At 65.6% G+C, this 26,515-nt stretch carries 32 protein-coding genes; 17 read left to right on the top strand and 15 right to left on the bottom strand.

Annotation, left to right across the window (positions count from 1 at the left end; translation table 11 throughout):
• Window positions 1-75 precede the first annotated feature (75 nt).
• From V9K84_RS26695 to V9K84_RS26675, 5 genes are all read left to right on the top strand, one after another.
• Window positions 76-576, top strand: coding sequence for a sigma-70 family RNA polymerase sigma factor (locus tag V9K84_RS26695; protein ID WP_088515558.1), 501 nt, complete (start codon window positions 76-78; stop codon window positions 574-576).
• On the top strand, window positions 573-1,502 hold the full coding sequence (locus tag V9K84_RS26690; RefSeq protein ID WP_088515559.1) for a FecR family protein: 930 nt from the start codon (window positions 573-575) through the stop codon (window positions 1,500-1,502). The genes V9K84_RS26695 and V9K84_RS26690 overlap by 4 nt, the downstream gene beginning before the upstream one ends.
• Window positions 1,503-1,591: 89 nt before the next feature.
• On the top strand, window positions 1,592-3,922 hold the full coding sequence (fecA, locus tag V9K84_RS26685) for a TonB-dependent Fe(3+) dicitrate receptor FecA (protein ID WP_088515560.1): 2,331 nt from the start codon (window positions 1,592-1,594) through the stop codon (window positions 3,920-3,922).
• A gap of 248 nt (window positions 3,923-4,170) precedes the next feature.
• A complete protein-coding gene (locus V9K84_RS26680; protein WP_043860410.1) occupies window positions 4,171-4,584 on the top strand; it encodes an HPF/RaiA family ribosome-associated protein in 414 nt (137 codons plus the stop codon).
• 136 nt (window positions 4,585-4,720) lie between these two features.
• A complete protein-coding gene (locus V9K84_RS26675; RefSeq protein ID WP_043860411.1) occupies window positions 4,721-5,029 on the top strand; it encodes a DUF3509 domain-containing protein in 309 nt (102 codons plus the stop codon).
• Window positions 5,030-5,036: 7 nt separating this feature from the next.
• On the opposite strand, the gene V9K84_RS26670 is transcribed toward V9K84_RS26675, so the two are convergent.
• Window positions 5,037-5,507 carry a phosphate-starvation-inducible PsiE family protein gene (locus V9K84_RS26670; protein WP_043860412.1) on the bottom strand — a complete coding sequence of 157 codons (471 nt, stop codon included), beginning with the start codon at window positions 5,505-5,507 and terminating at the stop codon, window positions 5,037-5,039.
• A gap of 256 nt (window positions 5,508-5,763) precedes the next feature.
• Here V9K84_RS26670 and V9K84_RS26665 point away from each other — a divergent pair, with 256 nt between their 5' ends.
• Entirely contained in the window at window positions 5,764-6,027 is a 264-nt protein-coding gene (locus V9K84_RS26665) for a YebG family protein (RefSeq protein ID WP_043860413.1), read from the top strand.
• Between the two features lie 3 nt (window positions 6,028-6,030).
• Here the strand turns inward: V9K84_RS26665 and V9K84_RS26660 are convergent, their stop codons facing one another.
• Entirely contained in the window at window positions 6,031-7,053 is a 1,023-nt protein-coding gene (locus V9K84_RS26660; RefSeq protein WP_054914877.1) for a Glu/Leu/Phe/Val dehydrogenase dimerization domain-containing protein, read from the bottom strand.
• Window positions 7,054-7,169: 116 nt separating this feature from the next.
• Between V9K84_RS26660 and V9K84_RS26655 the strand changes: the two genes are divergently transcribed.
• Entirely contained in the window at window positions 7,170-7,976 is an 807-nt protein-coding gene (locus V9K84_RS26655; RefSeq protein ID WP_043860415.1) for a tetratricopeptide repeat protein, read from the top strand.
• Between the two features lie 77 nt (window positions 7,977-8,053).
• Here the strand turns inward: V9K84_RS26655 and maiA are convergent, their stop codons facing one another.
• From maiA to hmgA, 3 genes are read right to left on the bottom strand one after another with little or no spacing between them, the layout of a single operon-like run.
• Entirely contained in the window at window positions 8,054-8,680 is a 627-nt protein-coding gene (gene maiA, locus V9K84_RS26650) for a maleylacetoacetate isomerase (protein ID WP_088515561.1), read from the bottom strand.
• A 12-nt stretch (window positions 8,681-8,692) separates the two neighbouring features.
• Entirely contained in the window at window positions 8,693-9,985 is a 1,293-nt protein-coding gene (fahA, locus tag V9K84_RS26645) for a fumarylacetoacetase (protein WP_043860417.1), read from the bottom strand.
• Between the two features lie 2 nt (window positions 9,986-9,987).
• Window positions 9,988-11,289: a homogentisate 1,2-dioxygenase gene (hmgA, locus tag V9K84_RS26640; protein ID WP_088515562.1), complete on the bottom strand. Its 1,302-nt coding sequence runs from the start codon at window positions 11,287-11,289 to the stop codon at window positions 9,988-9,990.
• Window positions 11,290-11,406: 117 nt separating this feature from the next.
• Here hmgA and V9K84_RS26635 point away from each other — a divergent pair, with 117 nt between their 5' ends.
• Window positions 11,407-12,186 (top strand): IclR family transcriptional regulator, encoded by a 780-nt coding sequence (locus V9K84_RS26635; RefSeq protein WP_043860419.1) that lies wholly within the window; start codon window positions 11,407-11,409, stop codon window positions 12,184-12,186.
• A 293-nt stretch (window positions 12,187-12,479) separates the two neighbouring features.
• On the opposite strand, the gene V9K84_RS26630 is transcribed toward V9K84_RS26635, so the two are convergent.
• The 4 genes from V9K84_RS26630 to V9K84_RS26615 form a co-directional block, all read right to left on the bottom strand.
• The gene (locus V9K84_RS26630; RefSeq protein ID WP_043860420.1) at window positions 12,480-13,391 is read right to left on the bottom strand and encodes an SDR family oxidoreductase; all 912 of its coding nucleotides are present in this window, start codon (window positions 13,389-13,391) and stop codon (window positions 12,480-12,482) included.
• A gap of 111 nt (window positions 13,392-13,502) precedes the next feature.
• A complete protein-coding gene (locus tag V9K84_RS26625) occupies window positions 13,503-14,408 on the bottom strand; it encodes an alpha/beta hydrolase (protein WP_043860421.1) in 906 nt (301 codons plus the stop codon).
• Window positions 14,409-14,600: 192 nt separating this feature from the next.
• Complete coding sequence (locus tag V9K84_RS26620) at window positions 14,601-15,287, bottom strand: LrgB family protein (protein WP_088515563.1); 687 nt, start codon at window positions 15,285-15,287, stop codon at window positions 14,601-14,603.
• Window positions 15,277-15,663: a CidA/LrgA family protein gene (locus V9K84_RS26615; protein WP_043860423.1), complete on the bottom strand. Its 387-nt coding sequence runs from the start codon at window positions 15,661-15,663 to the stop codon at window positions 15,277-15,279. The genes V9K84_RS26620 and V9K84_RS26615 overlap by 11 nt, the downstream gene beginning before the upstream one ends.
• Before the next feature lie 96 nt (window positions 15,664-15,759).
• Between V9K84_RS26615 and V9K84_RS26610 the strand changes: the two genes are divergently transcribed.
• Entirely contained in the window at window positions 15,760-16,647 is an 888-nt protein-coding gene (locus tag V9K84_RS26610) for a LysR family transcriptional regulator (protein WP_043860424.1), read from the top strand.
• Here the strand turns inward: V9K84_RS26610 and V9K84_RS26605 are convergent, their stop codons facing one another.
• Window positions 16,648-17,103, bottom strand: a complete 456-nt coding sequence (locus V9K84_RS26605; protein ID WP_043860425.1) for a flavodoxin — start codon at window positions 17,101-17,103, stop codon at window positions 16,648-16,650.
• Window positions 17,104-17,253: 150 nt separating this feature from the next.
• On the opposite strand from V9K84_RS26605, the gene V9K84_RS26600 reads away from it, so the two are divergent.
• Window positions 17,254-17,715 carry a PAS domain-containing protein gene (locus tag V9K84_RS26600; protein WP_088515564.1) on the top strand — a complete coding sequence of 154 codons (462 nt, stop codon included), beginning with the start codon at window positions 17,254-17,256 and terminating at the stop codon, window positions 17,713-17,715.
• 69 nt (window positions 17,716-17,784) lie between these two features.
• Window positions 17,785-18,393, top strand: coding sequence for a hypothetical protein (locus tag V9K84_RS26595; protein WP_088515565.1), 609 nt, complete (start codon window positions 17,785-17,787; stop codon window positions 18,391-18,393).
• A gap of 85 nt (window positions 18,394-18,478) precedes the next feature.
• On the opposite strand, the gene V9K84_RS26590 is transcribed toward V9K84_RS26595, so the two are convergent.
• Window positions 18,479-19,429, bottom strand: a complete 951-nt coding sequence (locus V9K84_RS26590) for a MerR family transcriptional regulator (RefSeq protein ID WP_043860428.1) — start codon at window positions 19,427-19,429, stop codon at window positions 18,479-18,481.
• A 229-nt stretch (window positions 19,430-19,658) separates the two neighbouring features.
• On the opposite strand from V9K84_RS26590, the gene V9K84_RS26585 reads away from it, so the two are divergent.
• From V9K84_RS26585 to V9K84_RS26570, 4 genes are all read left to right on the top strand, one after another.
• Window positions 19,659-20,231 (top strand): antibiotic biosynthesis monooxygenase, encoded by a 573-nt coding sequence (locus V9K84_RS26585; RefSeq protein WP_088515566.1) that lies wholly within the window; start codon window positions 19,659-19,661, stop codon window positions 20,229-20,231.
• Between the two features lie 86 nt (window positions 20,232-20,317).
• Entirely contained in the window at window positions 20,318-21,016 is a 699-nt protein-coding gene (folM, locus tag V9K84_RS26580) for a dihydromonapterin reductase (protein WP_054914885.1), read from the top strand.
• A 26-nt stretch (window positions 21,017-21,042) separates the two neighbouring features.
• Complete coding sequence (locus V9K84_RS26575; protein ID WP_043860431.1) at window positions 21,043-21,339, top strand: DUF1244 domain-containing protein; 297 nt, start codon at window positions 21,043-21,045, stop codon at window positions 21,337-21,339.
• Window positions 21,332-21,673: a HopJ type III effector protein gene (locus tag V9K84_RS26570; RefSeq protein WP_043860432.1), complete on the top strand. Its 342-nt coding sequence runs from the start codon at window positions 21,332-21,334 to the stop codon at window positions 21,671-21,673. The genes V9K84_RS26575 and V9K84_RS26570 overlap by 8 nt, the downstream gene beginning before the upstream one ends.
• Before the next feature lie 42 nt (window positions 21,674-21,715).
• Here the strand turns inward: V9K84_RS26570 and V9K84_RS26565 are convergent, their stop codons facing one another.
• Both V9K84_RS26565 and V9K84_RS26560 read right to left on the bottom strand, forming a co-directional pair.
• Complete coding sequence (locus tag V9K84_RS26565; RefSeq protein ID WP_088515567.1) at window positions 21,716-22,648, bottom strand: alpha/beta fold hydrolase; 933 nt, start codon at window positions 22,646-22,648, stop codon at window positions 21,716-21,718.
• 244 nt (window positions 22,649-22,892) lie between these two features.
• Window positions 22,893-23,681, bottom strand: a complete 789-nt coding sequence (locus V9K84_RS26560) for an SDR family oxidoreductase (protein WP_058540840.1) — start codon at window positions 23,679-23,681, stop codon at window positions 22,893-22,895.
• Window positions 23,682-23,819: 138 nt separating this feature from the next.
• On the opposite strand from V9K84_RS26560, the gene V9K84_RS26555 reads away from it, so the two are divergent.
• Both V9K84_RS26555 and V9K84_RS26550 read left to right on the top strand, forming a co-directional pair.
• Window positions 23,820-24,389 carry a TetR family transcriptional regulator gene (locus V9K84_RS26555; protein WP_088515568.1) on the top strand — a complete coding sequence of 190 codons (570 nt, stop codon included), beginning with the start codon at window positions 23,820-23,822 and terminating at the stop codon, window positions 24,387-24,389.
• Between the two features lie 109 nt (window positions 24,390-24,498).
• Window positions 24,499-25,272 carry a ParA family protein gene (locus V9K84_RS26550; protein WP_054914890.1) on the top strand — a complete coding sequence of 258 codons (774 nt, stop codon included), beginning with the start codon at window positions 24,499-24,501 and terminating at the stop codon, window positions 25,270-25,272.
• Between the two features lie 27 nt (window positions 25,273-25,299).
• Here V9K84_RS26550 and arsH read toward each other — a convergent pair whose 3' ends face one another.
• Both arsH and V9K84_RS26540 read right to left on the bottom strand, forming a co-directional pair.
• On the bottom strand, window positions 25,300-26,001 hold the full coding sequence (gene arsH, locus V9K84_RS26545) for an arsenical resistance protein ArsH (RefSeq protein ID WP_088515569.1): 702 nt from the start codon (window positions 25,999-26,001) through the stop codon (window positions 25,300-25,302).
• A 12-nt stretch (window positions 26,002-26,013) separates the two neighbouring features.
• Entirely contained in the window at window positions 26,014-26,484 is a 471-nt protein-coding gene (locus tag V9K84_RS26540) for an arsenate reductase ArsC (RefSeq protein ID WP_088515570.1), read from the bottom strand.
• Between the last annotated feature and the right edge of the window lie 31 nt (window positions 26,485-26,515).

Below are 26,515 nucleotides of genomic sequence, written 5' to 3'. Positions count from 1 at the left end.
AGCCTGTGGCGTCAAATCCTACAATGCGAACAATTCTTATTCTTTTGCGCATCCCCCGGCGCCGGAGTTGTCACGGTGCCCAGTGCCCAGCCCGCCCCTGCTTCGCTCGAAGGCCTCTACAGCGCCCATCACAACTGGCTCACCGGCTGGCTGCGACAGCGCCTGGGCTGCCCGCACAGCGCCGCCGACCTGGCCCAGGACACCTTCATGCGCCTGCTGCAGGCGCGCGAAACACCAACGCTCAACGAACCTCGCGCCTTCCTCACCACGGTGGCCAAGCGCGTGCTGTTCAACCACTACCGCCGCCAGGACCTGGAACGCGCCTACTACCAGGCACTGGCCCAGCTACCCGAAGCGGTGGCGCCTTGCGAAGAACATCGCGCGATCATTCTGGAAACCCTGATCGAACTCGACCGGCTGCTCGACGGCCTGCCCGTGGTGGTCAAGCGCGCCTTCCTGATGGCCCAGGTCGACGGCCTGGGCTACGCCGACATCGCCCGGGAGCTGGGCATTTCGCTGGCCACCGTGAAGCGCCATCTGAACAAGGCGGCCATGCGCTGCTACTTCGCCCTGTGAACGCCCAGGAATTCTCGCCAAAGGTGGCAGAACAGGCGGTGCACTGGCTGATCGAACTGCAGGGCGGTGCCCTCGACAGCCGCCAGCAACTGGCCATGGAGCGCTGGCTGCAGGCCAGCGAAGAACACCGCCGCGCCTGGGAACACATACAGCGGGTCAATCAGCGCCTGCGCGGGCTGTCTTCGCCACTGGCGCACGCCGCCCTGCAGGCGCCACGCTCGGCCAGCCGGCGGCGCGCGCTCAAGGCGCTGTTGCTGCTCGGGGTGGGCGGCGCCTGCGGGCTGGCCCTGCAGCAGCACAACCCGCTGCCGCCCCTGCTGGCCGACTACCGCAGCCCGCTGGGCCAGCGCCGCCAGATGCGCCTGGACGACGGCACGCACCTGCACCTGAACACCGCCAGCGCCGCCGACGTGCGCCTGGACCGCGAACAGCGGCTGATCCACCTGCTCGAAGGCGAACTGCTGCTCAATGTGGCCGACGACCCCCGCCCCCTGCGCGTGGTGACCGGCAACGGCCTGCTGCAGCTGTCGAGCGGGCGCTTCAACGTGCGCCAGTGGGCCGACCACAGCCAGGTGGCGGTGCTGCAGGGCCGGGCGATGCTTGCCGGGCATGCGCTTGAAGCCGGGAAGCAGGCGCGTTTCGACGGGCCACGCTGGGGCGCCACCGATGCGGTGGATGCCAACACCGGCGCCTGGGTCGACGGCATGCTGGTGGCTGCGCATACGCGCCTGGGGGACTTCATCGACGATCTGGCCCGCTACCGTCGCGGCCAGCTCACGTGCGATCCGGCGGTGGCCGACCTGCTGCTGTCGGGCAGCTACCCGCTGGCCGACAGCGAACGCATCCTGGACCTGCTGGAGGTGTCGCTGCCGGTGCGCGTGCGGCGCTTCACCCGCTACTGGGTCACGGTAGAAGCCCGCGCCTGAGATTATTTTCAGAACCTTGAGCCGTTTTTTCATCTCGCGTGACAGAGAAGGCAGAACCCTTTGCCCCGACCTTCTCAAGGACCCTTTGCATGCCGCTTCGCCTAAGCCCCCTCGCCCATGCCCTGCTGCTGGGCGCCAGCCTCACCTTCGGCGCCGTTGCGCCCCTGCACGCCGCCCAGGCACGCACCTACCACATCGCCCCGATGTCGCTGGAAGACGCCCTGAACCAGTTCGGGCGTGAAAGCGGCGTGCTGATCTCGTTCGGCTCGCAGGTGACCCAGGGCGTGAAAAGCCGTGGCCTGGAAGGCGAGTATTCCACTGCACAGGGCCTGGCCGCGCTGCTTGAAGGCACCGGCCTGCAGGCCCGCGCCGAAGGCGACAACGCCTACAGCCTGCAACCGCTGGCCCCGGCCGCCGGCGCGCCGCTGGAGCTGGGCAGCTCCAGCGTGGTCGGCGACTGGCTGGGTGAAGCCACCCAGGACAACGTGTTCGAACACCCCGGCGCACGGGACGTGATCCGCCGTGAAGAGTTCGAACGCACCGGCGCCAGCAGCGCACGGGAAGTGCTCAACCGCATACCCGGGGTGAATGCGCCGGAAAACAACGGCACCGGCAGCCACGACATGGCGCTGAACTTCGGCATTCGCGGGCTCAACCCGCGCCTGGCCTCGCGCTCAACGGTGCTGATGGACGGCATTCCGGTGCCGTTTGCGCCCTATGGCCAGCCACAGCTGTCGTTCGCGCCGATCAGCCTGGGCAACATGGACGCGGTGGACGTGGTACGCGGCGGCGGCGCCGTGCGCTACGGGCCGCAGAACGTGGGCGGCATCGTCAACTTCGTGACCCGCGCGATCCCCGACGAACCCACGCTGAAGGCCGGCCTGCAGACCCAGACCAGCCCCTCCTCCAGCCACGACGGTTTCAAGAGCAGCGCCAACCTGCTGGCCGGCGGCACCGCCGACAACGGCCTGGGCGGCGCGATCCTGTATTCGGGCACCCGCGGTGGCGACTGGCGCGAGCACAGCGACACGCAGATCGACGACCTGATCCTCAAGGGCAAGCTGCAACTGGACGAGGCCAACAGCCTGCATGCCATGGCGCAGTATTACGAGGGCGAGGCGCAGATGCCCGGCGGCCTCAACGTGGCCGACTACGACGCCGACCCGTACCAGTCGACCCGCCTGCAGGACAAGTTCTGGGGCCGGCGCACGATGTTCAACGCCGGTTACGACTACAAGGAAGGCGAGCGCCAGTTCAGCGTCAACAGCTTCTTCACCAAGACCCTGCGCAGTGGCTACCTGGTGCAGAACAGGTCGATCTCGCTGTCGCCGCGCGAGTACTGGGTGCGCGGCATCGAAACCCGTTTCACCCAGGGCTTTGCGCTGGGCGACAGCCACCACGAGGTGGGCCTGGGCTACCGCTACATCAACGAGGCCGGGCACGAGCTGCGCTACATGGAGAGCGTCAGCGCCGGCCAGTTGCCGACCACCTCCAGCCCCAACGACCGCGACACCCGTGGCGGCACCGATGCCCATGCGCTGTTTCTGGATGACCGCATCGACATCGGCCAGTGGACCATCACCCCGGGTATCCGCTACGAGATGATCAAGTCGCAGCAGAGCAACAAGCTCAAGGGCCTGGAATACAAGGGCGACTACAACACCGCTTTGCCGGCGCTGAACGTGATGTACCACCTGAGCGACAGCTGGAACCTCTACGCCAACACCGAGGGTTCGTTCGGCAGCGTGCAATACAGCCAGATGCCCAACCGCGTGAATCAGGGTGAAGTGAAGCCCGAGAAGGCCCGCACCTGGGAGCTGGGCACGCGCTACGACAACGGCAACCTGCAGGCCGAGGCCGGGCTGTTCCTGATCAATTTCGACAACCAGTACGAAAGCAACCAGACCACCGACGACGTGATCGCCCGTGGTGAAACCCGCCACCAGGGCCTGGAAACGAGCGTGAAGTACGCGCTGGACGGCCTCACGCCGGCGCTGGCCGGGTTCGATGTGTACGCCAGCTATGCCTTCGTTGACGCGACCATCCGCGAAGATGGGCCGAACAAGGGCAATCGTGTGCCGTTCTCCTCCAGGCACAAGGGCACGCTGGGGCTGGGTTACACCGATGGGCCGTGGAAGCTGAACCTGGACAGCACCTACCAGAGCAACCAGTTCGCCGACAACGCCAACACCTCGGCCCAAAGCGCAGACGGCGCGGCCGGGCGCATCCCGGGCTACATGCTGTTCAGCAGCCGCGCCGGCTATGACTTCGGGCCGCAGCTGTCGAACCTGAACGTGGCGGTGGGGGTGAAGAACATCTTCAACCACCAGTACTTCACGCGCTCGTTCGACGACAACAACAAGGGCAAGTATGTGGGTGAGCCACGGACGGTCTATCTGCAGACATCGATTGCTTTCTGATCGGTAGCGCCTGCTTCGCCGGCAAGGCCGGCTCCTACAGGAGCGCACCTTGCCGGGGGGCCGCGCATTGACTCAGGACACCCCCAGACAACCTTTCACCTGTTTAATTGCCACAAAATATTTTTCTTCTTCAAGCACTTGAAAAGTTCTGCCAACTGCCTGACCTTGTAGTCAAGAGGCGATGATTTCCACAGGCCGCAATGGCCCGCATCGTTCTCTTGCGAGCTAGCTGAATAAGGGATTGAACTATGCAAATCCAAGTCAACAGCGACAACCATATCCAAAGCAGTGCCCGTCTCGAAGAGTGGGTACGCACTACGGTAGAAAGCACGCTCGAACGCTACGAAGAAGACCTCACCCGCATCGAAGTCCACCTGCGCGATGAGAACGGCGACAAGCCAGGCCCCCACGACATGCGCTGCCAGATGGAGGCACGCCCCAAAGGCCATCAACCGATTTCCGTCAGCCACAAGGCCGATAGCCTGGAGCAGGCCATCGAAGGCGCCGCGACCAAACTCGAGCATTCCCTCGAGCACCTGTTCGGCAAACTGCGCGGCAAACGTGGCGTGACCCAGAAGGTCGCAACCGCCCCGGCAGCCGATGCCCTGCTGCAGGAAGAATTCCTGGAGAACGAGCAAGCCCTGCAGGCCCGTCAGGCCTGACAGCCAAGGCAATGAAAGAAGGCGAGCCACGGCTCGCCTTTTTTATTGACCACTCGGCACCTGCCCCGCAACGCCACCTGAACCAACCTGGCCAGGGCCCGGTCAATCAGAACATGTCTTTGCCAGGTACAGCCCCATGATCAACCCCTTCCAACAGATCAACGCTGCATTTGCCGACACCTACCGGGTCAACCTGAGTATCGAGCGGCTCGATGGCAGCATCATGCTGACCCTGTCCGACGATCAGGGCGTGGTGGCCAAGCGCCTGATCAGCCCGGCCCAGCGCAATGACCCCAAGCGCCTGGCGCGCCTGATCGAGAGCGTGCGCTTTGGCATTGCCATCGAGCAGGGCCACAGCGCCATGGAGATTCTGGCCAGCATGACCCGCGACGGTGCACGCACCCCGGGCCTGCGCGCCGCCAGCGAGCGCCGCGCGGGGGCGTGAGCCAAGGCTACTTGGCCTCTTCGATTTCCTTGCCGCTGGCGTCGATGGCCTTGGTGGAGGGGTAGCGCGACGAGGCGTAGCGCACCACCAGGATCGAGAACGACAGCAGCAGGATCCCGCCGCACACATACAGCAGGCCCACGTCGGGGGCCTTGTGGTGCGACACGTCGCCGATCAGCAGGCGCGTAAGCGCGGTGATCGCCACGTACAGCAGGAAGCGGATGGGCATGTGGTTGGTCTTGAAGTAGATCCCCACCATCGCCCCCAGCTCCAGGTAGATGAACAGCAGCAGGATGTCATCGACGCTCACCCCACCCTTGCCGATCATCTCGATGAATGCCGACACCGCCGCATAGGCGGTGATGGCACCGATGCCGAACAGTGCCAGGTAATGAAAGGCCTCCACGCACAGGTTGCCCAGCGAATCCGCCGAGCCATGCAGGCCCTTGCGCACTTTTTCAGCCCATTTGATGTTCACGATGCGAATTCCTTGGAAACGACGAAGGGAGGATGCGCCACCCAGGTGACGCTTTGCCTGCATGCAGTAAAAAGGCCAGCGGCACAGCTTGAGAAGGCGACCGATTGCCGCAAGACACCCGCCCCCCCCACCATTGCGAGCAAATTGAGCTATAAAAATGCCACTACCCAAACGTGGTGGTTTGCCTTATGCTTTTACCTGTATAAAAACACAGTACTCGTACACATCAATTATCGAAAGGCATGTGAGGTGATGAATGGCCGTCGAAGTGGTATACCGCAGCAGCCGCGATCTGGAGCGCTTGTTCATGGATAAAGCTGAAGCAGACCGTCACGACAAGATGCTCGAGCTGGCCGAACTGCTCGCCGAGGTGCTGCAGAAGGCCGTGCCGTCGCTGAGCGAACAGCAGGTCGAGGAAGCGGGTATCTACATGGCGAAGAACCGCGATGTGTTCGCCAAGGCCTTCAAGAGCCAGCCCGACGCGTTGTCCGAGCTGCTTGCCGAGCAGCCCGCCGAGTAGGCATCAGGCGTTGTACACCAGCTTCTCGGCCAGTTGCTGGGCCACGCGGGCCGGCGAGCTCTTCTCGGCCTGGGCGTGGGCGAAGACCTCGGTCAGCCGCGTGGGAATGCGCGCCAGGTGCGCAGTGATGGTGCCAAGGTCCTGGCCCTGGTGGGTCAGCGCCACGTAGATCAGCCCGCCGGAATTGATGATGTAGTCCGGGGCATACAGAATGCCGCGGGTTTCGAGCTGGTCGGCGACCTGAAGGTGGGTCAGCTGGTTGTTCGCCGAGCCGGCCACCGCGGCACAGCGCAGCTGCATGACGCTCTGGCTGTTGAGCACCGGGCCCAGCCCGCACGGCGCAAAGATGTCGCAAGGCGTGCTGACCAGCGCTTCGCTGGCCACCGGCAGCGCATTCAACTGCTCCATGGCCAGTTGCACCCGCCCCGGGTCATGGTCGCTGACCAGCAGTACCGCCCCCGCCGCATGCAACTGCTCGGCCAGGGCAAACCCGACATTCCCCAACCCCTGCACAGCCACGCGCAACCCTTCCAGGTTGTCGGTGCCCAGGCGCGCCATCGCCGTGGCGCGGATGCCGGCGAACACGCCCATGGCCGAATGCGGCGAAGGGTCGCCGGCGGTGGTGGTACTGGTGACGTGCCGGGTGCTCTGGGCGATGCAGTCCATGTCCAGGGTCGAGGTGCCGCTATCGGTCGCGGTGATGTAGCGCCCCTCCAGGCTGTCGACGAAGCGCCCGAAGGCCTCGAACAGCGCGGCGCGGTTTTCCACATGGGGGTTGCGGATGATCACCGCCTTGCCACCGCCCAGCGGCAGGCCCGCCAGGGCAGCCTTGTAGCTCATGCCCTGGGCCAGGCGAATGGCATCGGTCATTGCGGTGTCGTCGTCCGGGTAAGGCAGATAGCGACAACCGCCCATGGCCGGGCCCAGCCGCTGGTTGTGAATGGCGATCACCGCCTTGAGGCCCGTGGCCGGGTCGACGCACAGGTGCAGTGAGTGGGTGCGCGTGCTTTGCATGAGAGCGAACATTGCCCAGCCCTCGTGAGTCAGTGCTCCCACCAGTATAGGCGGCGCGAAGGCACACGTTGCGGCACTGGACGAACGCCCCTGCCGGCGCTACAACAGAAGCTTGAGCGGAGACTGCCATGACCCCACGCCAAGCCTGCCTGGCCTGCCTGGAACGCAACCCCGCCGCCCTGTTCGAGGCGGCGCTGTGGATCGCTGCCGAACACGATGCCAGCGTGCAGCCGGCCCAGGTGCTGGGCGAATTGCAGCTCGTGCAGCAGCAGGTCAGCCAGAGCCTGCCCATGCTGCCGGTGAGCGAACTGGCGCAGCCGTTGCTGCGGGCGCTCAGCGCGGCGGGCTTCCAGCAGGACGAATATCACCCATTGCGCCCGCAGGCGGCGCTGCTGAACAAGGTGCTGCAACGTCGTCGCGGACAACCACTGGCACTGGCGATCCTCACGCTGGAGCTGGCCCGCGGGCTGTCGATACCACTGGAGGGGGTGAATTTTCCGGGGCATTTCCTGTTGCGCGTGCCGGGGGCCGATCACCTGCTGGACCCCTGCGGCGGGCGCCGGTTGTACCCGGCCGATTGTCGCGAGTTGCTCAGCCGCCAGTTCGGCCCGCAGTTGCCGTTGAGCGCCGAGCATCTGGTGACGGCCAGCGCACAGCAGATGCTGCAACGACTGTCGCGCAACCTGCGTCAGTTGCATGCGAGCAATGATGATGACCTTGCGGCGCTGAAGGATGCCGAGCGGGTGTTGTTGCTGGGCTCGGCCAGCGCCAGCGATTACCTGGCGCGGGCGACACTGTATCAGCGGCTGGATTGCCCGCAGGCAGAGCGGTTTGACCTGGAGCATGCGCTGATGCTCACGGATGACCCGATCCAGCGGTTGCGCCTGACCGAGCGGCTGAGCCACCTGCCGCCGCCGACGCCTTCGGTGCACTGAAAGCTTCGCCGGCCAGGCCGGCTCCTACACGGGCCGTGCAGCGCCTGCAGGAGCCGGCCTGGCCGGCGAATGGGCCATCAGGGGGCATCCGGCTGACGCGAAGGGTGCGCCTGCACGAACGCATCATGCTCACCGGCCAGCGCCACCACCCGGCGAATCCGTGGCCAGCCCGACAGGTCCACATTGAACCGTTCGGCCGCATACACCTGCGGGATCAGGTACACATCCGCCAGCCCCGGCTCATCGCCGAAACAGAACCCCGCCTCGCCGATCATCTGCTCCACCGCCGCCAGCCCCTGGGAGATCCAGTGGCCGATCCAGGCGTTCACCTGGGTGTCGTCATGCCCCAGCTCACGCAGCTGATTGAGCACGCTGACATTGTGCAGCGGGTGGATGTCGCAACCGATCAACGCCGCCACGGCGCGCGCCTGCGCCCGCGCCACCGGCGACTGCGGCAACAGCGCAGGCTGTGGATAAACCTCCTCCAGGTACTCGATGATCGCCGGCGACTGCACCAGCAGCTCGCCCGAGTCGATACGCAGCGCCGGGATGCGCCCCTGGGGGTTCAGCCCCAGGAACTCGGCCTCGCGCTGCGCGCCCTTGAGCAGGTTGACCGGCAGCGACTGGTAATCCAGCTGCTTGAGCGCCAGCGCAATGCGCACGCGGTACGACGAGGTAGAACGGTAGTAGGTATACAGTTCCATGCTCGTACCCTCTCAATGTGCCGGCAGAATCTTGCCGCGGCACTCGCCAAAACCGATCGACGCCACGCCATCACGCTTGCAGCGCGCGCGCAGGATGATCTCGTCGCCGTCTTCAAGGAACCTGCGCACCTCGCCACTGGCCAGTTCGATCGGCACCTTGCCGCCCTCGGTAATCTCCAGCAGGCTGCCGAACTGGCCAGGCTTGGCGCCCGACAGGGTGCCCGAACCGAACAGGTCGCCTGGCTGCAACTGGCAGCCGTTGACACTGTGGTGCGCAACCATCTGCGCCACGGTCCAGTACATGCTCAGGGTGTTGCTCAGGGTCAGGCGATGCGCCGGCAGGTTCTGCTCGCGCATGCGCTCGGTCAGCAGCAGCACTTCCAGCTCGATGTCGAACGCGCCACCCGCCTGGTCACGCGGGTCGAGCAGGTACGCCAGCGGCTGCGGATCGCCTTCGGGGCGTGCCGGCTGGGCACAGCGGAACGGCTCCAGCGCCTCGGCGGTGACCACCCAGGGCGACACGGTGGAGATGAAGCTCTTGGACAGGAACGGGCCCAGCGGCTGGTATTCCCAGGCCTGGATGTCGCGGGCCGACCAGTCGTTGAGCAGGCAGTAGCCGGCAACGTGTTCGCCTGCCTGCGCTACCGGGATGGCATCGCCCATGGCATTGCCCTGGCCGATCCAGATGCCCAGCTCCAGTTCGTAGTCCAGCCGCGCGCACGGGCCGAAGCTCGGCTCGGTTTGCCCGGCGGGCAGGGTCTGGCCGTTGGGCCGACGGACATCGGTGCCCGACGGGCGAATGGTCGAGGCACGGCCGTGGTAGCCGATCGGCACGTACTTGTAGTTGGGCAGCAGCGGGTTGTCGGGGCGGAACAGCTTGCCGACGTTCTTGGCGTGCTCGATGCCTACATAGAAGTCGGTGTAGTCGCCGATGCGCGCCGGCAGGTGCAACTGGCACTCGGCGGCCGGGTACAGGGCCGGCTTCAGCGCAGCCTGGTGCGGGCTGTCGGCACCCAGCAGTTCGAGCAGGCGCTCGCGCAGGGCCACGCGGGCCTCACGGCCCAGGGCGAAATAGGCGTTCAGCGCACCACCGCGGGTGGCCTGCACCGCATTGCGGGCCTGGCCGTCGAACAGCCCGGCGGCCAGCACCGCGTCGAGGTCCAGAATCGCGTCACCGATGGCCACACCGCAGCGACGCTCGTCGCTGCCACGGCTGAAGATACCCAGCGGCAGGTTCTGCAGCGGGAAATCGCTATGCCCGTTGGCGTGCTCGACCCAACTGCGGGCAATGGCGGACTGGTTCATGGTTATCTCCGATTCGGGATGAAGGTGCTCGGCAAGGTGGCCCAGCACGTGTCGTAGTCGGCCTGCAGTTGCGGGCATTCAAGCGCATGGCGGGTCGGGCGCAGCACCTGGCTGGTCTCGAACATGAACGCCATGGTGTTGTCGATCTTGCTCGGTGCAAGGTCGGCGGCAATCGCCCTGGCGCAGGTTTCGGCATCCGGGCCGTGGGCGCTCATGCAGCTGTGCAGCGAGGCGCCGCCGGGCAGGAAGCCTTCGGCCTTGGCGTCGTACTCGCCCTTGATCAACCCCATGAACTCGTTCATCAGGTTGCGGTGGAACCACGGTGGACGGAAGGTGTTCTCGGCCACCATCCAGCGCGGCGGGAAAATCACGAAATCGATGTTGGCCATGCCCGGTACGCTGGTGGGCGAAGTGAGCACGGTGAAGATCGACGGGTCGGGATGATCGAAGCTGACCGTGCCGATGGTGTTGAAACGGCGCAGGTCGTATTTGTACGGCACGTTGTTGCCGTGCCAGGCCACCACGTCCAGCGGCGAGTGCTGCAGTTCGCAGCCCCACAGCTCGCCGAGGAACTTCTGTACCAGCGGCACCGGGCCCTGCTGCTCTTCGTAGTGGGCCACCGGCGCGAGGAAGTCGCGCGGGTTGGCCAGGCCGTTGCTGCCCAGCGGGCCCAGGTCCGGAATGCGCAGCGGCGCGCCGTGGTTTTCGGCAATGTAGCCACGCGCCTGACTGTCGAGCAGCTCGACGCGAAACTTCAGGCCACGGGGCAGCACGGCGATTTCCAGCGGCTCCACGTCCAGCACGCCCAGCTCGGTGACGAGGCGCAGGCGGCCCTGCTCGGGTACCAGCAGCAGTTCGCCATCGGCGTTGAAGAACACCCGCTCCATGGAACGGTTGGCGCGGTAGTTGTAGATGCTGATGCCGGCCGGCTTTTGCGCCGCCGAGTTGGCCGCCATGGCTACCCAGCCGTCGATGAAGTCGGTGGGCTCGGCCGGGATGTCCAGCGGGCTCCAGCGCAGCCGGTTGGGGGTTACCGGGCCCAGCGGGCCGCCGCTCAACTGGCGCTCGAGGCGTTCGAATGCCGGGTGCAGTGCCGATGGCCGGATACGGTACAGCCAGGTACGCCGCTGCTCGCTGCGCGCCATGGTGAATGCGGTGCCGGAAAACAGCTCGGCATACAGGCCATACGGGGCTTTTTGCGGGGAGTTCTGGCCAACCGGCAGGGCGCCGGGCAATGCCTCGCTGGCAAATTCGTTGCCGAAGCCGCTCTGGTAAGCGAGGGCGGGAGTGGAATCGACGTTCATCGAGCCTCCAGTCAGGTAGCGTTATTATTATCGTAAACTGATTACGCATAACGTAATTTGATACCTGTAACCCGTCAAGCTATAAAGACGCCCACCTGTCAACACGGACCCCTTTCCATGAGCAAAACCAGCACCGCCGACAGCAACGGCAAACAGAAGGTCCGCTCGGCGGAGGTCGGTACCGACATTCTCAAGGCGCTGGCCCAGCTCTCGCCGGCCACCTCGCTGTCGCGCCTGGCCGAGCATGTGCAGATGCCCGCGAGCAAGGTGCATCGCTATCTGCAAGCCCTGATCGCCAGCGGCTTTGCCGAGCAGAACCCGGCCACCAACCACTACGGGCTGGGCCGTGAAGCCCTGCGCGTGGGCCTGGCCGCGCTGGGCGGGATGGACGTGCTCAAAGTGGCGGCCATGCCGTTGTCACAGCTGCGTGACGCGCTCAATGAAAGCTGCTTTATCGCGGTGTGGGGCAACCAGGGCGCAACGGTGGTGAACATCGAACCTGCGGTGCGCGCCGTGACGGTGGTGACGCAGATCGGCTCGGTGCTGCCGTTGCTCAGTTCGTCCACCGGGCTGGTGTTCGGGGCCTACCTGCCCCAGCGCGAGACCATCGAGTTGCGCGACCAGGAACTGCTTGCCCTGGGCCAGGACGCCGCAGACTACGAAGCGCTGTTTGCGCAGATCCGCGCACGCGGCCTGCACCATGTGCATGGCCTGCTGATGCCGGGGGTGGATGCGCTGTCGGCACCGGTGTTCAACGCCATGGGCAACATCGCTGCCGTGCTGACCGTGGTGGGCCCTACCTCGATTTTCCATGCCGATGAACAGGGCCCGGCGGCGCAGCAGCTGCAGGCGGCGGCGCAGGCAATCAGCTGGCGCATGGGCTATGAACCACAGTGACCTGTTTTGGTGCACTGTTACCCACTTTGCAACAGTGAATGTCCGAAACGTCTATTTTTTTCGGTAGGGGGGCTGGCTATGCTGGCCGGGCTTGCAGCGAAACGCGGTTTCGCCAGGCGCTGGGCCGATGGTTTGGCGGTTAATGTCAGGTTAATCCTCTCCCCCTAGAGTAACCACCTGACACGTTGAACCCTCCCCCTTCAGGTTCACCGACGTTGATTTTGAAGCTCCTTGATCTACGTCTTGCTTGGCCGCTGCTTTTGCAGCGGCCTTTTTTATTTGTGCTGCCCGGTTCAGCCTGCGTGCCTGTGCAGATTGGCCATCATCTGCTGCAACGCCTCGAGGCTGTCCTGCGGGTGCACCGCGCCCTCGAAATCGCCGATGGCATCCCAACTTGCGGCGATGTCTTCCACGCTCATGCCCTGGCGCGGGTCGAAGCCCACCCCCAGGCTGCGTTCCCAGCGCACCTTGCCCACCCAGCCGCCACCGACCTCGTAGAGCCCGCCGGTGTCCTGGCAGCGATCACTGCCCAGGTACACCACCAGCGGGCTGATCAGCTCGGGCTTGAGCTGTTCGAACACCTGCGGCGGAATCAGCCCCTCGGTCATGCGCGTGCCACCGGTGGGAGCGATGGCATTGACCAGGATGCCGTGCTTGCGCCCCTCGAGCGCCAGGGTGCGGGTCAGCCCGTACAGGCCCAGCTTGGCCATGCCGTAGTTGGCCTGGCCGAAATTGCCATATATGCCCGAGGTGGACGAGGTGAAGATCACCCGCCCCGCGTTCTGCTCGCGCAGGTGCGGCCAGGCGGCGCGGGTGAGCTTGTAGGCACCCTCCACATGCACGCGGTACACCTGGTCCCAGTCGCTGTCCTCCATCTTGTGAAAGGTCTTGTCCCGCAGGATGCCGGCGTTGTTGACCAGCACATCCACGCGGCCGAACGTGTCCAGCGCCTGTTGGACGATACGCTCGCCATCGGTGACCGAGTCATGGCTGGCCACCGCCGTGCCGCCCGCCTCGCGAATCTCGGCCACCACACGGTCGGCCGCCGATGCGCTGGCGCCTTCACCATGGGTGGAGCCTCCCAGGTCGTTGACCACCACGCGGGCACCATGACGGGCGAACAGCAGCGCATGGGCACGCCCGAGGCCCCCGCCAGCGCCGGTCACAATCACTACTTTTTCATCCAGGCGAATCGACTCGGTCATCTCGGCACTCCGTTAACTGCAAGGAATATGGCAGCCAGTGTCAGCCAGCGCCCGGCCCCGGACAATCAACCGGGCGGACGCTGAATGGCAGGCAATAAGGCAGCGGGATGATCAGGACCAGGCGACCTTGTGCGCCAGGCTTGGCAGAGGTTGCTGCCGAAATGCCAGGTAGTGGCGCAGCACCTGTACCGGTGCCTCGGTGTGCGGATAATGGCCGATGCCCTGCAGGGTCACGGTGTCGGGTTGGGGCACCAGTTCGCAGTAGCGCGCCACCACATGCGCGCCCGATACCGGGTCGGCGGCGCCATTGATAAGGCGCAGCGGTACGCCTGACTGCTGCAAGGCCGCCACCCAGCGCTCGCGCCAGGTGACGCGTTCGGGTACATAGGCTGCCAGCTTGTGCAGGATGCGATTGCCGCGGTTGGAGGCGATCAGGCTCCAGCAGTCATCCAGCACGCTTTCACTGGGGCGTGTGCTGCGGCCATAGAGGTGGGTGACATTCCTGACCAGGTCGTCGCGCCCGAACGAGCGCGCCACCAGCCAGCCAAGCCGGCTGAGCAGGAGCTTGTGCACCAGCAACGCACGGTGGCACTCCGGGAACAGGCCGGCGTTGAGAAACGCGCAACTGGCCACCTGGGCCGCCCCCTCGTGGTGACGGGCCAGCAGTTCCTGGGCCACCGTGGCGCCATAGTCATGGGCCAGCAGGTGCACCGGCTCCTGAACCTGCAGGTGTTCGAGCAGGGCCTGCTGTACGTCGGCCTGTTCCAGCAGGCTGTAGGTGTGGTGCAACGGCTTGGACGAGTCACCGAAGCCGAGCATGTCGCAGGCGATCACGCGAAAGCGCTGGGCCAGGGGTTGCCACAGGTAGTGCCAGTCCCAGCTGGCGGTGGGGAAGCCGTGCAGCAGAAGCAGGGGCTCGCCCTGCCCTGCGCTCCAGTAGCGAATCGATTGCTGGCGAAACGTGAAACTGCGACCACGGGTACGCCAGACACTCAAGGGAATCTCGGCGAGGGGCATCACGCAGGTCCTGGTTCGGGGCTGCAACTTCCTGGGGGCAGCGCGTTGTCGGGCAAAGGGTTGGCGGCGGTCATTGCAATCACCTCGGCACATGGGTGTGCTCTGCTGCCGGTCAGTCTAGAGGCGCGACTCGATAGCGGGTGTTGCATTGCCAGCCAGCTTATTGGCCCACCGGGTCAGGGCAGTAAATAGTTACAGCAGGTGACGTAACAGTGGCGCCATGAACAGGTTGAAAATGCCCGTCAGCACCATTACCAACCCCGCCACAGAGCCCTCTTCGCCGCCCACCTCATGGGCTCGGCTGACCCCGGCGCCGTGCGCCCCCACCCCGAACAGCGCCCCGCGTGCCAGCGGCGTGCGCAAGGGCAGGTACTTGAGCAGTACCCCGCCCATCAGGGCACCGAGCACCCCGGTGAACATCACGAACACCGCGGTGAGTTCCGGCACACCGCCCAGGTCGTGGGCCAGCGGCATGGCAAAGGGTGTGGTGATCGAGCGTGGCAGCAGCGACAGGCTCACCTGATTGTCCAGCGACAACGCATGGGCCAGGGCCCACGAACTGCCGATGGACGCCGCGCTGCCCACCAGCATGCCCAGCGACAGGGCCGGCCAGTGGCGTGCCAGCAGCGCCCGCTGCTTCCAGATCGGCACCGCAAAGGCCACGGTGACCGGGCCCAGCACCGACATCAGCCAGTGGGTGTTGCGCGCATACTCGGCGTAACCGGTGTGCAACGGCACCGCCACCGCCAGCAGCACCACCGGGACCAGGATCAGCGGCGACAGCAGGTAGCGCCCGGTACGTCGGTACAGCCAGCGGCTGCCCAGGTAGGCCAGCAGGGTCAGCGCCAGCCAGAACAGCGACATCGGCTCAAGCGTCATGGCGCAGCCTCCAGCGGCACGCCCACTCCACCGTGAAGGCAGTGGCGAGCATCACCAGCAGCGTGCTTGCACCGATCACCAGCAGAATGCGCCAGCCTTCGCTGCGCAGCAGCGGGCCGTAGTCGAGCAGGCTCATCAGCGCCGGAATGAAGAACAGCAGCATCTCTGCCATCAGCAGGGTGGCGCCGGTCTGCAGGGTGGCCGGCTTGACCCGCCCGGTGGCGAATACCAGCAGCAACAGCGCCATGCCCACCACACCGCCCGGGATCGGCCAGTGCAGCCAGGCCGACAGCTGGCAACCGAGCAGGTACAGCACCAGCAGCACGCCCAGTTCAGCGAGCAAGCGCGAAAATTTCTTGAATGAAACGGCAGTCATCGAAGGGGTCCTCTGAGGTCTGCAGTTTAAAATCCCGCTGCCCATGCAAAAAGCGAATTGTTAGACTGGCCTCCATTCCATAATGGAATTCAGGCAATGGAATTCAAGCAGCTACGCAGTTTTGTCGAAGTGGTTCATCGCGGCGGCTTCACCCAGGCCGCTCAGACCCTGCATATCAGCCAGTCAGCCGTGAGCAAGCAGGTGGCGCAGCTGGAGCACGACCTGGGCATGGCCCTGCTCGACCGCCACGGCTCGCAGTTGCACCTGACCGACGCCGGCAAGATCGTGCTGGCCCGCGGCGAGGCCATGCTGCGGCTGCGCCAGGAACTGCACAACGAACTCGACGACCTTGGCCAACTGGCGCGGGGCGAGTTGCGCCTGGGGCTGCCGCTGCTGGGCAGCGACGCGCTGTTTGCCGGGTTGTTCGCCGAGTACCGGCGGCGCTACCCGAACATCACCGTGCAACTGCTCGAAGGCGGCAGCCTGAACGTGGAGCACGCCGTGCGCAGCGGCGAGCTGGAGTTGGGCGGCAGCCTCACGCCCACCACGCCGGGCTTCGAGTGCCAGCCCTTCTGCAACGAACCGCTGGATGCGCTGCTGCCGGTAGCCCACCCACTGGCAACTGCCGGCAGCATCAACCTGGGGCAACTGGCCGACACGCCGTTTCTGCTGTACCAGCGCAGCTTCGTGCTCAATGATCGCCTGCTGGCGGCCTGCCAGGCCTACGGCTTTACCCCGAAGGAAGGCGGACGCAGCGGCCAGGCGGATTTTCTGGCGGCACTGGTGGCGGCAGGCCAGGGCGTGGTGTTGCTGCCACGGGTGGTGGCGCGGGGCCTGGAACGGCCGGGGGTGGTGCGTGTGACCTTGAGCGAGCCCAGCGACCTGCGCTGGGACATCGCCTTCATCTGGCGCCAGGGCGCCTACCTGTCACGGGCGGCGCAGGCCTGGCTGGCGCTGCTGCGCGAGCGCCCGCAACCGCTGTGATCAGCCGCGCAGCCTGGCGATGAACTCGGCCAGCCAGGGCTCTGCATCGGTTTCGGGGGTGACGGTTTCACTGGCGTCCAGACGCAGCATCGGCTGCACTTCGTCGAGGCCCAGTTCGGCGAACAGCTCGCGCAATTGCTCGCCGCCGCCGCAGTAGGTGTCGCCATAGCAGGAGTCGCCCAGGCCGATCACCGCACCGGGCAAGCCGCGCCAGGCACCTGGCAGCACATCGCGGATCTCGCTGTACAGCGGCACCAGGTTGTCGGGCAGCTCGCCCATGCCGGTGGTGGACGTGATCGCCAGAAAGGCCTGCGGGGCAAAGCCCTGAACGTCCTGCAGGTTGGCACGGTTGGCCAGCAGGGTCTCGAAACCCGCCGCCTGGAGCAGCGAGGCGGCATGGCGTGCAACTTCCTCGGCAGTGCCGTAGACCGAGCCGGAAAGAATGGCAACTTTCATAACTAATCCCGAAGCTGAGTAAAAGCGTAGGATACTACCACCTGATGCGGGTTCCGGACGCTGGCAATTGGCCCGCATGCAGATGCCGACCGCTCGGCAATCCACTAGAATCCTTCGCCTGGGTGCCCCTTTCACATTCGGTTCGACACGATGATCAACGCCAAGCTGCTGCAACGCATGATTGATGCCTCCAACGACGGGATCGTGGTAGCCGAACAGGAAGGCGACGACGACACCATCCTGATCTATGTGAACCCGGCCTTCGAACGCCTGACCGGCTACGCGGCCAACGACATTCTGTACCGCGACTGCCGCTTCCTGCAGGGCGAGCCGCGCGACGATGCGGCCCGGGCACGCATCCGCGACGCCATCCGCAGCGGCCAGCCATGCCGGGAAGTGCTGCTCAACTACCGCAAGGACGGCACGCCGTTCTGGAACGAGCTGTCGATCACCCCGGTGTTCAACGAGGCCGACCAGCTCAAGTACTTCATCGGTATCCAGAAGGACGTGAGCCGCCAGGTGGCCGCCGAGCAGCGGGTGCTGGAACTGGAGCAGGAACTGGCCCGGGCGTACGCCAAGCTCGACGCGCAGAAACCCGACGGACGGTCTTAACAAAGCCAGCGAATCGTTGTCCATCACCCACGAAGAAATGATTCCCGATTGAAATTGCCGAGTTCGCCCATGCAATCAGATGCCCTCCTGACCCAGGATGAGCTGGATTTCATTCAGACCATGCACCGTTCGCCACAGCTGAACCTGACGGACGTCACCTCCAGCCTGCGCCTTGATGGCGGCAGCGAGGTGCAGCAGCTGTTGACCCGGTTGGTGGCCCAGGAGCAGGTGACCCTGCAGGCGAATTTCGAGAACCAGCAGATGAGCTTTCCGCTGCAGCTGGTGGAAGACGAGTTCCATGCGGTGAGCCTGCAACTGGGCGCACCGAGCATCTATGAAGACGGGCCGATGATGCGCCCCTGGCGCCTCACGCTGGAGCCGCCGGTTGCGCTGGACGACGAGCTGGGCCTGAGCACCGACCTCAAGGTGTGCGAGATGTCGTTTCGCGGTGTGCTGGTGCAGGTACCGCGCAATCGCAAGCCGCCCAAGACCTTCAACCTGTGGTTCAGCCCCGAGGCCGACGCGCCGATCAACCTGCAGGGCACCTTGCAGCGCAAGACGGCCGACGGGCTGGCAGCGTATCGGCTGAGCCAGCACCAACCCCACGAGATCGAGCGGTTGCGCCAGTACATCCTGCGCCAGCACCGGTTGGCGCATCCCGAATTGCATCCGGATTAACACCGCAGCGCGGCTTTCGCCGGCAAGGCCGGCCCCTGCAGGGTTGCAACTGCCTGCAGGAGCCGGCCTTGCCGGCGAAGGGGTTTCAGGTATCCAGGTGCTCTGCCAGGTACTGCTGCAAGCGCCGACGCATCAAACGCCCCTCACTGCCCAGGCACGCCACCTGCGAGCGCATCAGCGCATCCTGGGCCAGCTCCGCCGCCTCCCCCGCGAACAGCAACGGGCAGTCCAGGCCCTGGGCCAGGCGCATCAAGCGCTTGGGCAGCTCGGCCGTCGGTGAATGGTTGGAGAACAGCACCAGTGCCTGCGGCGCCATGCGCTCGCACACCAGGCTCAGTTCCTCCAGCGGCTGCCCCACGGCCAACACCCTGATCACCACCTCGCTGCTGCCCAGCATCAGGGCCGCCACCAGCAACTCAAGCTCGCGGCAGTGCCCCGGCATCGCCGCCAGCACCACGCTTACCTCCTGCTGTTCGCGGGCCAGTTGCAGGCGCTGCAAGGCCCGGGCACGCAGGAAGCCATCGAGAAACAGCCACTCGCTCTGCGCACCGAATGCCTCGCCGGCCGCGCACAGGTCGTGCCATACCGGCATCAGGATGTCCTGGAACACCACCACCAGCGGATAGCTGGCGAAGACCTGCCCGTACACCTGCTCCAGGCGCCTCTCGTCGAATGCCTTGACGGCCTGGCGCAGCTGCACCTGCCACTGCTTCCAGTCCGCCTGGGTGCCGGGCGCCTGGGCCGAGGGGGCCTGCTGCTGGGTCGCCTGGTTGCGCGCAAGGATCTTGCCGACCTTGCTCACCGCCACGCCGCGCTCGATCCAGCCCAGAATGCTGCGCACGTCATCGATGTCGGCCTGGGAATACAGGCGGTGCCCACTTTCGGTGCGCACCGGCTGGATCAGCCCATAACGGCGCTCCCAGGCACGCAGGGTGACCGGGTTGATGCCGGTCAGGCGCGCCACTTCACGGATGGGGAAAAGCTCCTCCTGGCGGTGGGGAGCATCAGGGAGGGAAGCCGAATCAGGCTCGATCATCGCCGTAAAGACCGTGATTGCGTAGTGAAAGGCAATTCTACTCCCCTTGTACCAGCCCGCCGCAAGCACCATGCGCCGGGCAGCCGACACATCAGCACTGACGAGTCAGCTTATTTGCGGAATAATCCTTGCTTGTTCCCACACGAACACTCGAACGCCACCCACCACCCCGGGCAGCGTTGCATGGCCGTGGCTACCCGCCGCGCCGGTTTTTACCAGGAGATACACGATGTCTACCCCTCCGGTTACCTTGATGGTGGCGCGCCGCGTTGCCGAGGGTCGCTACGAAGACCTGATCGCCTGGCTGCGCGAAGGCGAACAGCTGGCTACCGACTTTCCCGGCTACCTGGGTTCCGGCGTACTGGCCCCGCCGCCCAACGACGACGAATTCCAGATCATCTTCCGCTTCGCCGACGAGAAAACCCTGCATGCCTGGGAGTTTTCTGCCTCGCGCAGCGCCTGGCTGGCCCGCGGCAACGGCCTGTTCCAGCAGCCCCACGAGCACCGGGTCAGCGGCATCGACGGCTGGTTCGGCCCGGCCCTGGCACAACGTCCACTGCGCTGGAAACAGGCCGTGGCCATCTGGCTGGCGTTCTTTCCGGTGTCGCTGGCCTTCAACCTGCTGTTCGGCCACTGGCTGGGCGAGCTCGGCCTGGTGCCACGGGTACTGCTGAGCACCCTGGCCCTGACCCCGCTGATGGTCTACCTGTTCATCCCGCTGTCGACCCACCTGCTGGCCAGCTGGCTGCACCCCAAGCCTGCCCCGCAGAGCGTTGCCGCGCCGCCCGTGGGCACCCGCTGACGCAGCGCCCCGGGGCGTGCAACGGCGGCGAGTTCGGGTATGCTGGGGCCTACCCAAGCGAATATCTGAAGTTGACCGCCCATTACATGAACAGCCCAATTCTTGTTACCGGGGCCAGCCAGCGAGTCGGGCTCGCGCTGGCCATCAAACTGGCGCAGGCCGGCCACACGGTCGTCAGCGCCAGCCGCAGCATCAGCGCGCAGGCGCCCCACCCGAACATCGTGCAGTTCCAGGCCGACCTGTGCCTGGAGCAGGACCGCCTGGCCCTGATCGACCACCTGCGCAGCCGCTATGACGGCCTGCGGGCGATCATCCACAACGCCTCGCTGTGGCTCGACGATGACCTGGCCAACCTGAACACCATGTTCAAGTTGCACGTGGAAGCGCCGTACCACCTGAACCTGGCACTGGGTGAGCAACTGCTCAAGCTGGACAAGTCGGACATCATCCACATCTGCGACGAAACCTCCTCGCGCGGCAGCAAGAGCCATATCGGCTATGCCGCCACCAAGGCGGCGTTGCAGAACATGGTGCTGTCGTTCGCCGAGAAGTACGCCCCCAGCGTGCGCGTCAACGCCATCCTGCCCGGCCTGCTGATCTTCAAGGAAGACGGCGACGAGCAGTACCGCCAGCAGGCGCTGAAGAAGGCCCTGCTTGAATTCGAACCCGGTGCCCAGCCGCTGATCGAGGCCGTGATGTTCCTGCTCGACAGCCAGTACAGCACCGGCAGCAACGTGGTCATCAACGGTGGCCGCCATTTGAAGAACCGCATCGCGGCCGGATGAGCCGCTGCACCGTGAAGGGAACCCCCATGGACCCGCAACAGCAACTCGAACTCGAAGCGGCGGCCTTTCGCCGCCTGGTAGCGCACCTGCGCGAGCGCACCGATGTGCAGAACATCGACCTGATGAACCTGTCCGGCTTCTGCCGCAACTGCCTGTCCAAGTGGTACAAGGCCGCCGCCGACGAGCGCCAGATCGACCTGAGCCTGGATGACGCCCGCGAAGTGGTCTACGGCATGCCCTACGCCGAGTGGAAAACCCAATACCAGAAAGAAGCCAGCGCCGAACAGCAAGCGGCGTTCGCCAAAGGAAAACCCCATGACTGACCTGAACACCCTGCGCAGCCAACTCGACAGTGGCGAACATGTATTCGCCGACACGCTGGCGTTCATCGCCCAGGGCTACACCTACCAGCCACAGGCCTTCACCAATGGCGGTGTGGAAAACGCCGCCGGGCAGAACGAAGGGTCGTGCAAGACCCTGGGCCTGGCACTGCTCGAAGGCCTGAGCGACCAGCACGCGCTGCTGGCGTTCGGCGAGCACTACCGCTCGGTACTGGCCACCCCCGAGGGCAGCGACCACGCCAATATCCGTGCGCTGATGCAGCACGGCCTGGCCGGCGTGACGTTCGCCGGCGCGCCGCTGCAACGCAAGGGCTGACGCCACACTGCTGCACAAGAACGGCCCGCCTGGGCCGTTTTTTCATGCCTGGAGTTCGATCACCTGCCCGGGCACCTGCGCCGGCAGTTGCGCACTGCGCAGCCAGCCCAGGGCTATGGGCCACAGCTGCGCCTGAAAGCGGCTGTGAAAGAACGCGAAATGACCGACCCCCTTGGCATCGACCTGCTGCGCGGCGATGCGCAGGTGCGTGCACACGCTGGCGGTAAAGTAGCCCAGCAGGCGCTCGATGGCCGGCACCGTACCGAACGGGTCGTCGGTCAGGCTGATCGCCAGGATACTGGCCTGCACCTGGCCAAAGCCCAACGCCCCCAGCGTGCGACCGCTGGGCCGCTGTTCATAGGTAGCGGCGGGTGTCACCCAGTCGCGCACCACGCCGGCCGGGGTGTCCTCCATCCAGCCCAGGCGCTTGCCGGGAAAGTAGCCGAACACGCGGGTCAGCAGCGGCATTGCCAGGTGCCATTTGCATAGCAGCTGCCAGCGGCTGCCCGGGGCATAGTCACGCCAGTAGGCGAACTGCGCGCCCACCGTGACCACCCGCCGGATGCTCGCCGCCGACGCCGCCAGGCCCAGCGCGCAACCGCCGAAACTGTGCCCGACCACATCGATGGGCTGCCCGGGAAACTCGCGCCGGGCGCGCTGGAGCATCGCCTCGAAATCCAGCCGGCCCCAGTCCGACCAGCTGGCCTGAAAACCCCGCAAGGCGGCAGGGCGCGATTCGCCGATGCCGCGGTAGTCGTAGGTGATCACGTCGGCGCCATGGGCGAACAGGTAGTCGGCAAAACGCGAGTAGAAACGGCAGCGCACCGAGGTGGCGGCGTTGATGATGACCACCGCCCGCGTGGGGTCCGCCGCGCCGTGGCGCCAGGTGAAGCCGCCCAGGCTGAAGCCGTCTGCCGCCTCTTCGCGAAACGGCTGGGCAACGCTGGGCGCCTGGGTGGTGAGGGGTTGATTCATCGGTGCCGGCTCCTTCAGGGCCCTTCGCAGCGCAGCATCGGCCAGCGGGTGGCCAGCCCGTGTGGGTGATGCGCGAGGCGTAGACCGTCTGTTTCTGGCTAACGTAACGCGCGGTGCGGCGCAGTACCAGCCCGGACAGGTCATTCAGTCCCAGTGGCGCAGCGACTTATCATTGTGGGTTCGACCACCGGCAGGTTGCGCGGGCGCTGGCCGCCGATCACCGGCGCGCCGGCCCGCGCCCGCCTCAGGCAAGCTCGGTATAGCGCGCCGCCACCTCGGCCTGGCGGATGTCCGAGATCAGGGTGTGACGGGCCGCCTGGAAGGCCGTCCAGCGGGCGGCGTCATGCAACGGCGGGATGGTCACCCCCTCGCGACGATCGAACCCCACCAGCGCCGCATCCACCAGGTGGTCCACCTCCATCACCTGCGTCAGGGTGTTGATGTCGATGCCCGAGCGCTCCCAGATCTCGGTACGCGTGGCCGCAGGCAGCACCGCCTGCACGTATACGCCGCTGGGCGAGAGCTCCAGGCTCAGCCCCTGCGACAGGAACTGCACGAACGCCTTGGTAGCGCCATACACCGTCATGCCCAGCTCCGGTGCCAGCCCTACCACCGAGCCGATATTGACGATGGCCCCCTCCCCGGCCTGCGCCAACCGTGGCGCGATGGCATGGGCCAGGCGCGCCAGCGCGAGGGTGTTGAGCGTGATGATGCGCGTGACGCTGTCGGCGCTCTGCTCGACGAAGGCCCCCGACTGCGCCGCCCCGGCGTTGTTGATGAGGACGCCGATGCGGGCATCTTCGCGCAGGCGGGTTTCGACCCTGGCAAGGTCTTGGGCCAGGGTCAGGTCGGCCTGCAACACCTCGACGGCCACGCCATGAGCCTGGGCCAGGCGGCTGGCCAGCCCGTCGAGGCGAGGCCTGTCGCGGGCTACCAGCACCAGGTCATGGCCACGACGGGCAAAACGCTCGGCGTAGGTAGCGCCGATACCGGAAGAAGCACCAGTGATGAGAACAGTGGCAAGGGTAGTCATGGGGTTGCGCTCTGGATGGGTGGGTAACGAGCCGTTATGATGATGATCATAATCTTAACCGTCAACAGTTTTGATGATGGTTGACATCAATGTATAGTGGGCCCCTGACTGACGGCACACGCAGCGAGGTATCTGCACATGAGGGTCACCAAGGCACAGGCGCAGGCCAATCGCGCGCACATCGTCGAAACCGCGTCCGAACTGTTTCGCGAGCGCGGCTATGACGGGGTGGGCGTGGCAGACCTGATGGCGGCGGCAGGGTTTACCCACGGCGGCTTCTACAAGCACTTCGACTCCAAGGCCGACCTGATGGCCGAGGCTGCTGCCTGCGGGCTGGCCAAGACTGCCAGCGCCGAAGAAGCGCTGGACGTGGCGCAGTTTTTCCAGCGTTACCTGTCGCGCGAACACCGCGATGCACGCAGCACCGGCTGCACCATGGCCGCCCTGTGTGGCGACGCGGCGCGCCAGCCGGCCGCAATCAAGGCGACCTTTGCCGACGGCCTGGAGGGCCTGCTCAAGCGGGCCGAGCACGCAGGTGCCGAAAACGGCGATCAAGCCCCGCATACCGCACGCGCCAGGATGATCGAGCGCTTTGCCCAGGCGGTGGGCGCGATCATGCTGTCGCGCGCCTGCCCGGACGATGCGCCATTGGCCGACGAAATCATCGAGGTGTGCCGCAAGGCCATCGTTGCCCCACTCGCCGACTGAGGTGCCCGCCCCGCAGTTGTCTTAAAACTGCAACCTTTTGGTCATAGTATGGAAGCTGTTCCCGCTGCAGCCCTGTTGCAGCGGGCCTTTGACAAGGACTCGAAACTCAATGCGCCGTGTCGTATTCAATCAGAAAGGGGGTGTGGGCAAGACCAGCATCGCCTGCAACCTTGCAGCCGTCAGCGCCGCCGAAGGGTATCGGACGCTGCTGGTGGACCTCGACCCCCAGGCCAACACCACCCACTACCTCACCGGCCTGCTCGGCGACGACATCCCGGCCGGCATCAGCGACTTCTTCAAGCAGACCCTCTCCAGCGCACCGGGCAGCAAGCGCGGGCGCGTGTGCATCACCCCCACCCGCTACGACAACCTCGACCTGGTGACCGCCAGCCCCGACCTGGCCGACCTGCAGCCCAAGCTGGAGAGCAAGTTCAAGATCAACAAGCTGCGCAAGCTGCTGGTTGAACTGTCCGAAGACTACGAGCGCATCTACATCGACACCCCGCCGTCGCTGAACTTCTACACCTTCAGCGCGCTGGTGGCCGCCGACCGCCTGCTGATTCCGTTCGATTGCGACAGCTTTTCGCGCCAGGCCCTGTACAGCGTGATCGAGCAGGTGGAAGAACTGCGCCAGGACCACAACGAGTCGCTGCAGGTGGAAGGCGTGGTGGCCAACCAGTTCGTCGCGCGCACCGCGCTGCACCAGAGCCTGGTGGACGAACTGCTGGCCGAGGGCCTGCCGGTGCTGCCGGTGTACCTGAGCAGCTCGGTGAAGATGCGCGAATCCCACGAGCTGTCGGTACCGCTGGTGCACATGGCACCGCGGCACAAGCTGTCGCGCGAATTCGTCGACCTGCTGGGGGCGCTGGAGCGGGCTGCCTGAGGGCTGCCCGCCGGTTGCGCCCTGGCGTCAGATCGACGCGTGGCGCATGCGATCGGACAACGCCTGCGCCGTTTCCTTGCGCTCGGAGTAGCGGTCCACCAGGTGCGCCTGGCTGTCGCGCAGCAGCAGCGTGAACTTGACCAGTTCTTCCATCACATCCACCACCCGGTCGTAATACGGCGAGGGCTTCATGCGGCCCTGCTCGTCGAACTCCATGTACGCCTTGGGCACGGACGACTGGTTGGGGATGGTGAACATGCGCATCCAGCGCCCCAGCACGCGCAGCTGATTGACCACGTTGAACGACTGCGAGCCGCCACACACCTGCATCACGGCCAGGGTCTTGCCCTGGGTGGGGCGAATGGCGCCGAGGGCCAGCGGCACCCAGTCGATCTGCGCCTTGAACACCGCCGACATCGCGCCGTGCCGTTCAGGCGAACACCACACCTGGCCTTCGGACCACAGCACCAGCTCGCGCAGTTCCTGAACCTTGGGGTGCTCCACCGGTACGTCGTCCGGCAGTGGCAGGCCGCTGGGGTCGAAGATGCGCGTCTGGGCGCCAAAATGCTGGAGCAGGCGCGCGGCCTCCTCGGTCAGCAACCGGCTGAAGGAACGCTCGCGGGTGGAACCGTACAGCAACAGGATGCGCGGCTTTCGCTCGCCGGCCTGCAGGGCGGTGGGCAGGCCTTCGAAGAGGCTCGGGTCGAGGTTGGGCAGGTCGTGGTGCATGGGGCCTCCGGGTCAGAGCGTGGCAATGCGGTCGAGTTCACGCTTGAGCGCGTGGGCATCGAGCTGGCTGAATGGCAACGCGAAAAACGCCCGGCAGCGACGCTCGATACGCGCCAGCGCATGGTGAAAGTTCGCCTCCACCTCGTCGTCGGTGCCGGGTTGTTCGGAAGGGTCGGCCAGGCCCCAGTGGGCCTTGAGCGCCGGGCCGAAAAACACCGGGCACGCCTCGCCTGCGGCCTTGTCGCACACGGTGATGACGATATCCGGCGGGTTGACCGCGAAGGCCTCGTTGCCCTTGCTGCTAAGGCCTGCGGTGCTGATGCCGGCCTGCTGCAGGGTCAGCAGGCTGCGCGGCAACACCTGCCCCCTGGGAAAGCTGCCGGCGCTCAGCGCCTCGAAGCCCGCCGGGGCGAGGTGATTGAACATCGCTTCGCAGAGGATGCTGCGACAGCTGTTGGCCGTGCACATGAACAGAACTCGCATGGTGGTGTACTCCCTTTGGCAGGCAGAATGG

The organism is Pseudomonas sp. AE27 (genome assembly GCF_037113495.1).
Classification (GTDB): domain Bacteria; phylum Pseudomonadota; class Gammaproteobacteria; order Pseudomonadales; family Pseudomonadaceae; genus Aquipseudomonas; species Aquipseudomonas palmensis.
Note: the sequence above shows the minus strand (reverse complement) of the source record. Positions and strands in the feature narration are given on the sequence as shown.